The following is a 13165-nucleotide window of genomic DNA, read 5'->3' on the forward strand; positions in this document are numbered from 1 at the left end:
GCGGCGTGTCACACGCCGGCGGGGCGCCGCTCGGTGGTGGCGATGGTGGCCGAGCCGACCACCCGGGTGCCGTCGTAGAGCACCACGGCCTGGCCGGGCGCGATCCCCCGCGCCGGGGCGGCGAGGCGGACACGCAGCTCGCCGCCGGTCATCTCGGCGGTCACCGGGACCTCCTCGCCGTGGGCGCGCAGCTGCGCGGTGTACTCACCCGCGCCGACCGGCTCGGCCCCGCACCAGCGCGGCTTGATCGCGGTCAGCGCCAGCACGTCCAGCCCCTCGGCCGGGCCGACCGTGACGGTGTTGTTCACCGGCGAGATGTCCAGCACGTAGCGCGGCTTGCCGTCGGCGGCCGGGCGGCCGATCCGCAGGCCCTTGCGCTGCCCGATGGTGAACCCGTACGCGCCGTCGTGCTCGCCGAGCTTGGTGCCGTCGGTGTCGACGATGTCGCCCTTGGCGGTGCCGAGGTGGCGGGCCAGGAAGCCCTGGGTGTCGCCGTCCGCGATGAAGCAGATGTCGTGGCTGTCCGGCTTCTTGGCCACCGCCAGACCGCGGCGCTCCGCCTCCTCGCGGATCACGTCCTTGGTGGTGTCGCCGAGCGGGAACAGCGAGTGGGCGAGCTGGTCGGCGGTGAGCACGCCGAGGACGTACGACTGGTCCTTGGCCATGTCCACCGCGCGGTGCAACTCCCGCTCGCCGGAGGGGAGGTCGACGATCCTGGCGTAGTGGCCCGTGCAGACCGCGTCGAAGCCCAGCGCGATCGCCTTGTCCAGCAGCGCGGCGAACTTGATCTTCTCGTTGCAGCGCAGGCAGGGGTTCGGGGTACGGCCCGCGGCGTACTCGGCGACGAAGTCGTCGATCACGTCCTCGCGGAAGCGCTCGGCGAGGTCCCAGACGTAGAACGGGATGCCGATCACGTCGGCCGCGCGGCGCGCGTCGCGGGAGTCCTCGATGGTGCAGCAGCCGCGGGCGCCGGTCCGGAACGACTGCGGGTTCGACGAGAGCGCCAGGTGCACCCCGGTCACCTCGTGCCCCGCCTCGGCGGCTCGGGCGGCGGCGACGGCGGAGTCCACCCCGCCGGACATCGCGGCCAGCACACGCAGTCGACGGCCGTCATTGGGACCAGTGGGGGCGCCAGGGAACTCAGTCATGATGCACCCAAGCGTACGTGCTCGCGCGCGTACGGACGCGCGGTGGAAGCTCGGGGGGAGCTTCCCAGGGGCGCGTCAGCGCCGCGCCGCGGCCGCCAGACCGGCGTTGCGGGAGCGCCGGACGGCCGGCTCGATCGCGCCGAGCAGCGCCGTGACGTCGTCCCGGGTCGAGGTGTGGCCGAGCGAGAACCGGAGCGAGGCCCGCGCCAGCAGCGGCTCGGCCCCCATCGCCAGCAGGACGTGGCTCGGCTGCGGCACCCCGGCCGAGCAGGCGGAGCCGGTGGAGCACTCGATGCCCCGGGCGTCCAGCAGCATCAGCAGCGCGTCGCCCTCGCAGCCGGGGAAGGAGAAGTGCGCGTTGGCGGCCAGCCGCCCCCGGGCACTCGGGTCCCCGTTGAGGACGGCGTCGGGTACGGCGGCGTGCACGCCCGCGATCAGTTCGTCCCGCAGGCCCGCGACGAACTCCGCGTGCTCCTCCCGCCGTTCCACCGCGATGGCCGCGGCGGCGGCGAAGCCGGCGGCGGCGGGGACGTCCAGCGTGCCGGAGCGGACGTCGCGCTCCTGGCCGCCACCGTGCAGCAGCGGCACCGGAGTTGCGCTGCGGGACAGCAGCAGCGCGCCGACCCCGTACGGGCCGCCGATCTTGTGCCCGGTGACGGTCAGCGCGTCCAGCCCGGACTCGGCGAAGGAGACCGGGACCTGGCCCAGCGCCTGCACCGCGTCGGCGTGCATCGGGATGCCGAACTCGCGGGCGACGCCGGTGAGTTCGGTGATCGGCTGGATGGTGCCGACCTCGTTGTTGGCCCACATCACGGTGATCAGCGCCACCGACGCCGGGTCGCGCTCGATCGCCTCGCGCAGCGCCTCGGGGTGCACCCGCCCGTAGGGGTCGACCGGCAGGTACTCGACCTGCGCGCCCTCGTGCTCGGAGAGCCAGTGCACCGCGTCCAGCACCGCGTGGTGCTCCACCGGGCTGCACAGCACCCGGCGCCGCGCCGGATCGGCGTCCCGCCGGGCCCAGTACAGGCCCTTGACCGCGAGGTTGTCCGATTCGGTACCGCCCGCGGTGAGGACGATCTCGCTCGGCCGCGCACCCAGCGACAGCGCCAGCGACTCACGGGACTCCTCCACCACCCGCCTGGCCCGGCGACCGGCGGCGTGCAGCGAGGACGCATTGCCGACGACCCCGAGGTGTGCGCTCATGGCGGCGATCGCCTCGGGCAGCATCGGGGTGGTGGCTGCGTGGTCGAGATATGGCATAGCGCTGTCCAGTGTAGGGGCATCCCCGCAGCCTTGATCCCGACGCCCGCGCGCCGGAGGCGATTTGACCATTGCACGCCCGGGAACGCGCCGTTAGCCTCCTGCCCACTGCCAGGGGCACTGAGGGGTGGGCGGAATGTCTCAGACGGTCGACCGGGCGCTGACGATCCTCGCCTCGCTCGGCGACGGGCCCGCCTCGCTGGAGCAGGCGGCGGCCCGGATCGGAGTCCACAGATCGACGGCGCTGCGTCTGCTGCGCACCCTGCAGGAGCACGGCCTGGTGCACCGCCAGGCGGACCACCGCTACCGGCTCGGCGGCCGGATGTTCGCGCTGGCCCGGCAGGCGCTGGAGGGGATCGACGTCCGCCAGGTCGCGGCGCCCTACCTGGCCGCGCTCAACGAGCGGTACGGGCACACCGTGCAGTTGGCGGTGCTGGAGGAGGGCGAGGTGCTCTACCTGGACACGGTGGAGAGCCGCCGTCCCGGGCTCCCCTGCTCCTGGCCCGGCCCGACCGGGCGGATCGGCCGCCGGGTACCCGCGGTGTCCACGGCGGTCGGCAGGGTGCTACTGGCCGACCTGCCGGAGGACCAGCTGACGGCCTATCTCGAAGTCGTGGACCTTCCCGAGCATCCCCTGGGCGGCATCCGCTCCGTCGGGGAGCTCCGGAGCGAGCTGGCCGCGGTCCGGCGCCGGGGGTGGGCGCTGGACCGGGGCGGGCACCGGGAGGCGGTCGACTGCCTGGCCGCCCCGGTCGTCGGCACCGAGGGCCGGGCGGTCGCGGCCTGCGCCGTCCTGGCGCCGGTCCGGCCGGCCCCGACCGGCGAACTGAGCAGCCTGCTCCCCGAGCTGCTCTGCACGGCCGAGGCGATCTCGCTGGCGTACGGCGGCTCGCCTACTCCTCGCTGGTGCGAGAACCGTTGCGGTGCCAGGCGCGCGGCGCGCGCCAGCCGTACTTGAGCGCCAGCATCCGCAGGCCGAAGGCGGTCAGCGCGGCGGCCGAGGCGGTGGCGGTGCTCAGCCGCCCGATCGATATCAAGATCGCCACCAGCGCGGCGCCGACCAGCGCGGGCACCGCGTAGATCTCGCGGTCCCAGCGCAGCAGCGAGGGCGTCTCGGTGGCCAGGACGTCCCGGATCACGCCGCCCCCGGCCGCGGTCAGCATGCCCAGGGCCACCGCGGCGACCGAGCCCAGGCCGTAGTCGTGCGCCTTGGCGGTGCCGGTGACGCAGAACAGGCCGAGGCCCAGCGCGTCCAGGGTCTGCACACTGCGGTTGATCCGCTCCACCTCGGGGTGCAGGAAGAACACCACCAGACCGGCCACCAGCGGGGTCACGAAGTACCCGAGATTGGTGAACGCGACCACCGGCGTGGCCCCGATCACCAGGTCGCGCATGACCCCGCCACCCAGTGCGGTCGCCTCGGCGAGCACACAGATGCCGAAGATGTCCATGTTCTTGCGAACGGCCAGCAGGCCGCCGGACAGGGCGAAGACGAAGATGCCGACGAGGTCCAGCGTCTGCTGGACACCGGGCGGGAAGAGCTGCGAGGTCACCGTCAATTCTTACCTGGGCCGGGACCTGTTCTCGCACACGCTCTCGACCGGGGCGCCCGGGGCAGCGGCCGGCACCCGGTTCCAGGGGCCAGGGGCCAGGGGCACCCTCGCGCGGCTCCCCGTGCCCCTGGGCGGCACCCGACCGGCACCCCCCGGCCCCTTACTCGGGCGGGTTCTCCGGGAAGTGGCAGGCCACCTGGTGCCCGGTCTTCGCCGCCACCAGCTGTGGTTCCTGGCTCGCGCAGACGTCCTGGGCCTTCCAGCAGCGGGTGCGGAAGCGGCAGCCGCTGGGCGGGTTGATCGGCGAGGGGACGTCGCCGGTGAGCAGGATGCGCTCGCGGCGCTCCTTGCGGCGCGGATCGGGCACCGGGACGGCGGACATCAGGGCGTTGGTGTACGGGTGCATCGGCGCCCGGTACAGCGAGTCCCGGTCGGCGATCTCGACGATCTTGCCCAGGTACATCACCGCGACCCGGTCCGAGACGTGCCGGACCACCGAGAGGTCGTGGGCGATGATCAGGTAGGTCAGGCCGAGCTCCCGCTGGAGGTCGTCCAGCAGGTTGACCACCTGGGCCTGGATGGAGACGTCCAGGGCGGAGACCGGCTCGTCCGCGACGATCATCTTGGGCCTGAGGGCGAGCGCCCGGGCGATGCCGATGCGCTGGCGCTGGCCGCCGGAGAACTCGTGCGGGTAGCGGTTGTAGTGCTCGGGGCTGAGGCCGCAGAGTTCCAGCAGGTCCTGTACGGCCCGCTTCACCCCGTGCTCGGTCTCCACCTTCTGGAGCCGGAACGGCGCGCCGACGATGGTGCCGACGGTGTGCCGGGGGTTCAGCGAGGAGTACGGGTCCTGGAAGATCATCTGGATGTCGCGGCGCAGCGGACGCATCGCGCTCACCCCGAGGTGGGTGATGTCCGTGCCCTCGAACTCGATGGTCCCGCCGGTCGGTTCGGCGAGGCGGGTGACCAGTCGGCCCATGGTGGACTTGCCGCAGCCGGACTCGCCGACCACGCCGAGGGTCTCCCCGGCGTTCACGGTGAAGTCGATCCCGTCCACGGCCCGCACCGCGCCGCCCTGGCGCCGCAGCAGGCCCTTGGTGATCGGGAAGTGCTTGGTCAGGCCCGCCACCTTGAGCAGCGGCTCGCGATCGGAGGCCGGCGCGGGCGCGGTGGCAGTCGCGCTCTGACTGTCCGTCATGGGTGCTTCTCCTGAGGGGTGGTGCCGACTCACAGCCGGGGCGCGATCTCTTCGGCGAAGATCCGGTGCCGTTCTTCGGCGGGCAGGTGGCAGGCGGCGAGGTGCCCGGGCGCGGCCTCGGCCAGCGGCGGAAGTTCGCTCCTCGACCTGCCGCCGGTCAGTTCCGCGTACGGGCAGCGCGGGTGGAAGGCGCAGCCGGACGGCACGTTGATCAGGCTGGGTGGAGTGCCCTTGACCGGGACCAGCCGGTCCTGCAGTTCACGGTCGAGCCGGGGCATCGAACCCAGCAGGCCCCAGGTGTAGGGGTGTTCGGGCGACTCGAAGACGGTGGCGGCCGGACCCCGCTCGACCGACTTGCCGCCGTACATCACCAGGATGTCGTCGGCCAGCTCCGCGACCACGCCGAGGTCGTGGGTGATGATGATGACGGCGGAGCCGAACTCCTGCTGCAGGTCCCGGATCAGGTCCAGGATCTGTGCCTGCACGGTGACGTCCAGGGCAGTGGTCGGCTCGTCGGCGATCAGCAGCGAGGGGTCGTTGACCAGCGCCATGGCGATCATCGCGCGCTGGCGCATACCGCCGGAGAACTCGTGCGGATAGGCGTCGACCCGCTTGTCCGGCTGGGGGATTCCCACCCGGTCCAGCATCTCGACGGCCCGCTTGCGGGCGTCCTTCTTGCCGACACCGGGGTGGTGCGCCCGGTAGCCCTCGATGATCTGGGCGCCGACCGTGTAGTACGGGTGCATCGCGGTCAGCGGGTCCTGGAAGACCATGGCCATCTTCTGGCCGCGCAGCTGCCGGACCCGGTCGGGGGCGGCGCCGACCAACTCCTCGCCGTCCAGCCAGACCTCGCCGCTGATCCGGGGGGCGCCACGCTTGGTGCCGGTGCGGTGCAGGCCCATGATCGAGAGCGAGGTGACGGACTTCCCGGAGCCGGACTCGCCGACGATGCCGAGCGTCCTGCCCTTCTCCAGGTCGAAGTTCAGACCGTCGACGGACTTGACCAGGCCGTCGTCGGTGGGGAAGTGCACCCGCAGGTCGCGCACGGAGAGGAAGGGCCGCTCCCCCACGGTCTGCTCCGGGGCGGGCGCGGGGGTCTTCTCGGTCTTGCTCATGCCAGCCTCACCCGGGGATCGACAACGGCGTACAGGACGTCAACCAGCAGGTTGGCCAGGATGATGAAGAAGCCGGCGAAGAGCGTCACACCCATGATCACCGGCAGGTCGCTGGCGCTGATCGCCGCGACCGCCTCGTAGCCCAGACCACGGAAGTTGAAGGTGGACTCGGTGAGCACCGCGCCGCCGATCAGGGCGCCGAGGTCCATGCCGAAGATGGTGAGGATCGGGGTGAGGGTGGAGCGCAGGGCGTGCTTGCCGATCACCGTCCGCTCGTTCAGGCCCTTGGCCCTGGCGGTACGGATGTAGTCCTCGCCGAGCACCTCGAGGAGGGTGGCCCGGGTGAGCCGGGCGTAGGTCGCCGCGTACAGGAAGGCGAGGGTGATCCAGGGCAGGACCAGGTTCTGGAACCAGGCGACCGGGTCGTCGCCGAGGTTGACGTAGTCGTGCGGGAACCAGCCGAGCTGGTACACGAAGATCGCACTGGCCAGCATGCCGGTGAAGTAGATCGGCAGCGAGACGCCGGCGAGCGCGGTGGTCATGGTGATGCGGTCCAGCATGGTGCGGCGGCGCAGGGCGGAGACCACACCCGTGGCGGTGCCGAAGACCAGCCAGATGACGGAGGCACCGGCCGCGAGCGAGGCGGTGACGCCCAGTCGGTCGAGCAGCAGCGGCCAGACCGCCTGCTCGGTCTTGAAGGAGTACCCGAAGCACGGAGCGGCGCAGTGGGTGACGTCGACACCGGTGCTGTAGTCGCGGCCGACGAACAGGCCCTTCAGGAACAGGAAGTACTGCTCCGGGATCGACTTGTCGAGGCCCATCTTGTGGCGGATGCCTTCGACCGCGGCCTTGTCGGCGATCTTGCCGACGTACAGCAGCGCGGGGTCACTGCCGGTGAGCTTGGGCACCATGAAGAAGATGCCGAAGGTGACCGCAGAGACCACCAGCAGCATGACGACGACGTTGACCAGCCGTCGGATGAAATACACGAGCACTGCGGTCGGCGCCGCCGGGACCGGCCGACGGACCCCGGTAGGGGTGCCGGCCGGCCCGGACGGAGCCTTCACCTGCCCTTCGGACTAGCGGAGCGAACTAGGGACGCGGGCGGTGCGGATCACTTGCCGTCGGAGACGCCGAGGGCCTGGAAGTCCACTTCCTGCAGGGCGTCGTTGAAGTAGACGTTGGTCAGGCGCGGGTTGCGGTAGTTCAGCGCCTTGTCGTCCACGATCGGCAGCCAGGTCGCGTTGTCCGTGATCTTGTGGTTGATCTGCTTGTAGATCTCCGCGGCCTTGGCCGGGTCCTGCTCGGCCGCCGCCTGGTCGAACCAGGCGTTGATCTGCGGGTCGTCGGTCTCGGGGTAGTTGGCGTTGCCCGTCTTGGTGATGAACCGGCCGTCGGCCTGCGGCTGCAGGAAGCCGGCGCCGTTCGGGAAGTCGGCACCCCAGCCCATCACGATCAGGCCGTAGCCCTTCTGGTGGACCACGTCGGGCGCGCCGATCACGGACTGGTACAGCTTGCCGTCGTACTGGTCCACGTTGACCGTGACGTTGATGGCCTTCAGCGCGGTCTGCAGGGCGACGGCGGTGTTGACCTCCTTGTCCTTGTTGCCACGGACCGCGATGGTGGTGGTGAAGCCGTCCGGCTTGCCGCAGGCCTTCAGCTCCTCCTTGGCCTTGTCGAGCTGCGGCTTGCCCTGGGTCAGGCCGTACGGGTCGTAGTTGTCGTAGCCGGCGATGTTGGGCGGCAGCATGTTCCCGGAGATCGCACCGGCGTAGGAACCACCGCGGGCGGTCTGCAGCGCGGTGGTGTCGGCGGCGTACATCACGGCCTTGCGGCAGTGGATGTTGTCGAACGGCGCGACCTTCGGGATGATCGAGATGAAGCGGATGAAGCCGGTGAACGGGTCGTCCGTGTTGGCCTTCAGACTCGGGTCCGCGAGGACCTTGGCCTGGGCGGCCTGGGAGAGACCGGTCTGGGAGTAGTCGATGTCCGCGGTGCCGTTGAGCAGCCGGGCGTCCATGTCGTCCGAGTTGGTGGTGACGGTCAGCTTGACCACGTCCGGCAGCGCCTTGCGGTACGGGTCGCTGGCCGGGTCCCAGTTCTCGTTGCGGACCAGCTCGATGCCCTTGCCGGGCTCGATCGACTTGAACTTGTACGGGCCCGAGGAGACCGGGTGGTCACCGTACTTGGCACCGGTGTCCAGCTTCTGCGGCACGGGCGCGGCGGGGCCCATCGCGAGCAGGTACGGGAACGAAGAGTCCGGCTTGGCCAGGTGGAAGACGATGGTGGTGTCGTCCGGGGTCTCGACCGACTTCAGACCCAGCTTGTTGGGGTCGGAGTCGGTGTAGGGACCCTTGTAGTTCTGGCCCTGGTCCAGGTCGTTGATCAGGTATGTCGGGCCGCCGGCGACCACGTCGGCGGCGAACGGCCGCTCGATGCCGTACTTGATGTCCTTCGAGGTGATCGGGGAGCCGTCCTCGAACTTCAGGCCGCTCTTCATCTTGAAGGTGTAGGTCTTGCCGTCGCTGGAGATCTCGGGCTGCGCGCTGGCCAGGTCCGGCACCAGCTTCAGGCCGTCCTTGCCCGGCTTGGCGTCGAAGGACAGCAGGGTCCGGGTGTAGAAGCGCTCCATGTTCCAGACCGAGGCGTAGTAGGCGCGGCCCGGATCCCAGGAGTCGGCGTCGGTGCTGGTCCAGAGGTTGAGGGTGCCGCCCTTCTTGTCAGAGGGGTTGACCACCTTGTCCACGGCGGCGTTGAAGCCGGCGCCGGAGGTGCCGGAGGCACCGGAGGTACCACCGCCCTTCGAGCCGCCGCAGGCTGAGGTGGTGAGGGCCAGCGTGGCCACCAGGGCGGCGGCGGCGAGCGTCCGGTTTCGCTTCATGAGTACGGATCCTCCTGAAGATGCGCGGGCCTGAGCGGTCCGCCGAGGGCTGTGGGGCACCCGAGTCGGGCAGTGGCCGGAAACGGCCGGCCGGCCTTGGGAGTTGGGGTGGTGCAGCGGGCTCAGTTGCCCTTGGGGTCGAGCGCGTCGCGCAGCCCGTCACCGAAGAGGTTGAAGGCGAGCACGGTGATGAAGATCGCGAGGCCCGGGATCACCATGTAGGTGGGATCGACCTGGTAGATCTTGGTGGCGTCGGAGAGCATCTGTCCCCAGGAGGGCGTCGGCGGCTTGACGCCGGCGCCGAGGAAGCTGAGTGCCGCTTCGCTCAGGATGTTGGTGGGGATGATCAGGGTCGCATAGACCAGGACCGGCGCCACCAGGTTCGGGAGCAGCTCGCGCAGCAGGATGTGACCGCTGCCGGCGCCGAGGCTGCGAGCCGCGTCCACGAATTCGCGTTCGCGCATCGACAGCGCCTGACCGCGGACGATGCGTCCGATGTAGGGCCAGCCGAAGAAGCCGATCACCAGGACCAGAATCGCCATTCGGACGCCGGTTCCGCTCAGCCCGAGCAGTCTGTCGGGCATCACGGACACCAGCGCGATGCTGAAGAGCAGTTGGGGGAAGGCCAGCAGGACGTCCATCACCCGGCTGATCGCCGCGTCCACCCAGCCGCCGAAGTAGCCGGCGGCGACGCCCATCAGTACACCGATCACCACCGAGACGCCGGCGGAGAGGAAGGCCACGGTGAGCGAGATCTGGGCGCCGTGAACGATGCGGCTGAAGACGTCACGGCCGAAGACCGGGTCGACGCCCAGCAGAAAGTCGCCGCTGATCCCGCCGAAGGGGTGCTTGGGAAGGCCGGTGTCCGCGTTGATCTGGTCCGGATGCGGCTGGTCCGCCGGATGGCCGAACAGCGAGGTCAGTACCGGCGCGAGGATCGCCGCCAGGATCAGCAGGATCACCACTATGCCGCCGGCCATGGCTATCTTGTCGCGTTTCAACCGGCTCCAGGCGATCCGGCCCGGTGAGCGGCCCTCGATCTGCTTCGACGGGGCCTCGGCGGGTCCGGCTTCAGGGGCGGACCCGGTGGTCTCGGTGGGTGTGGTCATGTGTCAGTTCGTTCCCCTCGCCGACGGTGGCCGGCCCACGGTCCTGGCCGTACCCGGAGTGACCGGACCCGGTCAGGGCCCGGGCCGAGGACGGTCCGGTTGTCGCGACATTTGCGGTGTGGTGCGGGTGCGTCGGTGCGGTGGTGCCCGGGTGCGGCAGTGAAGAAGTGATTGTTCACGGGTGCACTTGACATCGCGCCGGACGTCGGGCGCGCGGTGGAAGTGCGAACAGTGCCAAGTGGTGCGGGAGTTGCATTCGGAGCAGGACATGCCGAAGTGCTGCCGCGCAGCGTGCACAGCGCGCGGGGTCAGGCAGTCGGCGCGATGTCGCCCTTGTGGGGCGGGCGCCGTCATTGCTTGCGCAGACTCTCCGTCATTCGGACAACCTTGCGCCAGCCCTGGCAGCCGAAGGATGCAAAGCTGTGATCTGCGGGCATGCACGGTGAATCCGGCCGCATGAGGCCCTTCAGCCACCTGGCGCAGTGCCGGTAAGATGCCACACGCATGCGAACTGACATGCCGTCCGAGCCCTGCGGCCACCCGGCGCCCACAGGGCCGCCCGGGCGGGATTGCGGCTCGGCGGGCGGCCGGTCACGCGGTCGCCCTCCCTCCGGGGGGTCTCCCCGGTCAGCGGGTCGGGTGGCCCTGCCAGGCGTCGCGGTCGAAGAACGGGCGGGCGCAGGCGCGCAGCCACATCGCGACCGGGTCGTAGTCGTCGGCCATCAGCACGGTGGAGACCGCTAGCCCCTCTGGCGCATGGGCGGCCGCCCGCTGCACCAGGGCCCGGGCGGCCTCGACGGCGGGCGGCGAGGTGTCGTACAGGTCCAGCCCGATCGCCAGGTACGGTTCGCCGAGGGCCGGCTGCACCCAGGCCCGGCGCAGCGAGCGCAGCGGGCGCACCTCGGCGGCCTGCTGCTCCAGCACCGCGTAGAACTGGGGTGCCTGCACCTGGGGTTCGCCCAGCTGGAGCGGCCCCGCGGGCAGCCGGTCCAGCCCGGCCGCGATCCGGCGCAGGTCGGCCCACGGGACGCCGATGCCGCCGCCCGGCACATGGGGATTGAGCCACAGGCCCCAGCGGGTCCGGTAGAGCGCGTTCGCGACCTCCAGCCCGGAGATCACCTCATGGCCGCGGGCCCAGCCGCTCGCGGTCAACTGCTCGGGCGAGGTGACGGCGGGTGCGTAGCCGTGCCCGCCGATGTCCATGTTCCCGTACTGGGCGTCGGGGCTGCCCGGCGTGCCGTGCCACAGCAGCATCCACACCTGACCCTCGGCCAGGGCGCGCAGCAGGTTCTCGTACGCCTCCCAGCGCTCCGGTGCGACGTCGCGCAGGGCACGCTCGATGGCAGCCGGATCGGCCGCCGGACGTGCGGCCGGGGGCTGGCCCCAGCCCGGTGCGCCGCCTGCCACTGTGCCGTTCATGCCCCCGCCTCCGGCCGGGTGCCCCGGGCGAGCGCTCCGGGCATGGCGGACGTACGCGTCCACCGCCCCCTGGTCCGGGGTGCCCCGATGCCCTGCTCGCTCACGTCGGGCCCTCTCCGTACTCGTCCGTCGGCACGCGCTGCCGCTACTCGGACAGCGGGCCGCTCACCCGACCGTACGCCGCTGCCGGGCAGCAGCCTATGGGGCGGCGCCGACGGACTTGACACCACCGCCCCTTACTCACCAGCTCAGCCCCGGACGTAGAACGGCTGCACCCGGGTGAGCAGCCACTCCACCACCGGGTCGGCGACCAGGTCGAGCAGCACCAGGTGGACGCCGTACGGCAGCGGGGCGGTTCCCAGCGCACGGCCGAGCGCCTCGTTGGCCTGTGCCGGATCGGTCAGCAGGTCGGGGTCGAACTGCACCCCGACGAACAGCGCCGGGGCGTCCCCCTCCACCGAGGCGCAGGCCCGACGGGCCGTCAGCACCCCGGGCAGAGTGGCGAGTTCGGCGGCGGCGGCGGCCAGGAAGGCGTACGGCTCCTCGTGCGGCTCGGGTTCGCGCAGCGCCACCTTGGCGCCGTCCGGCTGCCCCTGCCAGCGGTCACCCTGCGGGCCGCGCCGCAGCTCGCCGACCCCCTCGGGCGGGATCGGGATGCCCACCGGGGCCTGAGGGTTGACCGCGATCCCGACCCCCAGCGGCAGCCCGCGGGCGAACTCCCAGACCGGGGCGACAGCGAACGGCATCCCGGGGGCGTGCTGCAGGAACACCTCCTGCGAGGAGAAGACCGGGACGTACGGCGCGCCGGCCAGCTCGATGGTCGGCAGGTCCAGCGAGGCGCCCTGCGGGTCGGCACCGGCCGGCAGCGGGATCCACACCTGGCTGCGGGCCAGCACCTCGACCACCCTGGCGGTCGCGCCGGGCTCGCCGAGCGCGGCGGTGAGCACCTGCTCCAGCTCGTTGGCGGGCCAGCCGCCGCCCGTCGGGGCCGTACCGGGCTCAGCCCATGCCTGCGTCTCGCCAGCCGGGTAGCTCATCGGCTCCTGCCCCTCCAACCTGACCGGGTGCTGCCCCGGTCTCCACCGCTGCCAGAAGGGTAGCGGGAGGCGGTCCGTCCCCGATGCGCCCCCGTACCGCAAGGGTGAACCCGCCCCACCTGGGGAGGAGATGTCCGACCCCTCTCCCCCTCGGCCCACCCGGCATGCCATGATGAGCGCGCTCATACGCAGCGCCCAATTTCATACTGGCCGTTCGAACCCGCGCGGGAGAGTCCGGAGTGCCCTGCACGGGCACGGGCCGGCGCCGAAGGAGCAAGTCCTCCCCGGAATCTCTCAGGCACCCCTACCGCACGGGCGAGGCAGATCTGGAAAGTGGACACGGCCGCGCCGTGCGCCCACCCACGGTGCAAGCCGCCATCCTTGGTTAGCGGTGAAGCTCTCAGGTTGTGACGACAGACGGGGAGACTCCACCCCCGTGTGCCCGTAC

11 protein-coding genes and 1 riboswitch are annotated in these 13165 nt (G+C 71.3%); of the genes, 1 reads left to right on the top strand and 10 read right to left on the bottom strand.

Annotated features, from left to right (window positions below):
* Nucleotides 1–8: 8 nt before the first annotated feature.
* Entirely contained in the window at nucleotides 9–1148 is a 1140-nt protein-coding gene (gene mnmA, locus ACWDAK_RS25020; RefSeq protein ID WP_344640132.1) for a tRNA 2-thiouridine(34) synthase MnmA, read from the bottom strand.
* A gap of 75 nt (nucleotides 1149–1223) precedes the next feature.
* Nucleotides 1224–2408 carry a cysteine desulfurase family protein gene (locus ACWDAK_RS25025; RefSeq protein WP_427394921.1) on the bottom strand — a complete coding sequence of 395 codons (1185 nt, stop codon included), beginning with the start codon at nucleotides 2406–2408 and terminating at the stop codon, nucleotides 1224–1226.
* 136 nt (nucleotides 2409–2544) lie between these two features.
* On the opposite strand from ACWDAK_RS25025, the gene ACWDAK_RS25030 reads away from it, so the two are divergent.
* Nucleotides 2545–3366 (top strand): IclR family transcriptional regulator, encoded by an 822-nt coding sequence (locus tag ACWDAK_RS25030; protein WP_344640130.1) that lies wholly within the window; start codon nucleotides 2545–2547, stop codon nucleotides 3364–3366.
* Here ACWDAK_RS25030 and ACWDAK_RS25035 read toward each other — a convergent pair.
* The 8 genes from ACWDAK_RS25035 to ACWDAK_RS25070 form a co-directional block, all read right to left on the bottom strand.
* Nucleotides 3302–3961: a trimeric intracellular cation channel family protein gene (locus tag ACWDAK_RS25035; RefSeq protein ID WP_344640129.1), complete on the bottom strand. Its 660-nt coding sequence runs from the start codon at nucleotides 3959–3961 to the stop codon at nucleotides 3302–3304. The two genes, ACWDAK_RS25030 and ACWDAK_RS25035, sit on opposite strands and share 65 nt — an antisense overlap.
* Nucleotides 3962–4121: 160 nt before the next feature.
* A complete protein-coding gene (locus ACWDAK_RS25040) occupies nucleotides 4122–5156 on the bottom strand; it encodes an ABC transporter ATP-binding protein (protein ID WP_427394922.1) in 1035 nt (344 codons plus the stop codon).
* 29 nt (nucleotides 5157–5185) lie between these two features.
* Entirely contained in the window at nucleotides 5186–6271 is a 1086-nt protein-coding gene (locus tag ACWDAK_RS25045) for an ABC transporter ATP-binding protein (protein ID WP_344640127.1), read from the bottom strand.
* A complete protein-coding gene (locus ACWDAK_RS25050) occupies nucleotides 6268–7266 on the bottom strand; it encodes an ABC transporter permease (RefSeq protein ID WP_344640126.1) in 999 nt (332 codons plus the stop codon). The genes ACWDAK_RS25045 and ACWDAK_RS25050 overlap by 4 nt, the downstream gene beginning before the upstream one ends.
* Before the next feature lie 119 nt (nucleotides 7267–7385).
* On the bottom strand, nucleotides 7386–9152 hold the full coding sequence (locus ACWDAK_RS25055) for an ABC transporter substrate-binding protein (RefSeq protein WP_344640125.1): 1767 nt from the start codon (nucleotides 9150–9152) through the stop codon (nucleotides 7386–7388).
* Nucleotides 9153–9274: 122 nt separating this feature from the next.
* Nucleotides 9275–10261 (bottom strand): ABC transporter permease, encoded by a 987-nt coding sequence (locus ACWDAK_RS25060; RefSeq protein WP_344640124.1) that lies wholly within the window; start codon nucleotides 10259–10261, stop codon nucleotides 9275–9277.
* Nucleotides 10262–10888: 627 nt separating this feature from the next.
* Nucleotides 10889–11680 carry an enhanced serine sensitivity protein SseB C-terminal domain-containing protein gene (locus ACWDAK_RS25065; RefSeq protein ID WP_427394923.1) on the bottom strand — a complete coding sequence of 264 codons (792 nt, stop codon included), beginning with the start codon at nucleotides 11678–11680 and terminating at the stop codon, nucleotides 10889–10891.
* A gap of 248 nt (nucleotides 11681–11928) precedes the next feature.
* On the bottom strand, nucleotides 11929–12717 hold the full coding sequence (locus ACWDAK_RS25070; protein ID WP_344640122.1) for an enhanced serine sensitivity protein SseB C-terminal domain-containing protein: 789 nt from the start codon (nucleotides 12715–12717) through the stop codon (nucleotides 11929–11931).
* A gap of 215 nt (nucleotides 12718–12932) precedes the next feature.
* Nucleotides 12933–13037, top strand: a riboswitch (glycine riboswitch).
* Nucleotides 13038–13165: the final 128 nt, after the last annotated feature.

This window comes from Kitasatospora sp. NPDC001175, from assembly GCF_053598215.1.

Excerpts from the sequence above, each read along its gene's own strand:
- mnmA (WP_344640132.1), bottom strand. The coding sequence starts at position 1,148 with ATGACTGAGTTCCCTGGCGCCCCCACTGGTCCCAATGACGGCCGTCGA.
- ACWDAK_RS25025 (WP_427394921.1), bottom strand. The coding sequence starts at position 2,408 with ATGCCATATCTCGACCACGCAGCCACCACCCCGATGCTGCCCGAGGCG.
- ACWDAK_RS25030 (WP_344640130.1), top strand. The coding sequence starts at position 2,545 with ATGTCTCAGACGGTCGACCGGGCGCTGACGATCCTCGCCTCGCTCGGC.
- ACWDAK_RS25040 (WP_427394922.1), bottom strand. The coding sequence starts at position 5,156 with ATGACGGACAGTCAGAGCGCGACTGCCACCGCGCCCGCGCCGGCCTCC.
- ACWDAK_RS25045 (WP_344640127.1), bottom strand. The coding sequence starts at position 6,271 with ATGAGCAAGACCGAGAAGACCCCCGCGCCCGCCCCGGAGCAGACCGTG.
- ACWDAK_RS25055 (WP_344640125.1), bottom strand. The coding sequence starts at position 9,152 with ATGAAGCGAAACCGGACGCTCGCCGCCGCCGCCCTGGTGGCCACGCTG.
- ACWDAK_RS25060 (WP_344640124.1), bottom strand. The coding sequence starts at position 10,261 with ATGACCACACCCACCGAGACCACCGGGTCCGCCCCTGAAGCCGGACCC.
- ACWDAK_RS25065 (WP_427394923.1), bottom strand. The coding sequence starts at position 11,680 with ATGAACGGCACAGTGGCAGGCGGCGCACCGGGCTGGGGCCAGCCCCCG.
- ACWDAK_RS25070 (WP_344640122.1), bottom strand. The coding sequence starts at position 12,717 with ATGAGCTACCCGGCTGGCGAGACGCAGGCATGGGCTGAGCCCGGTACG.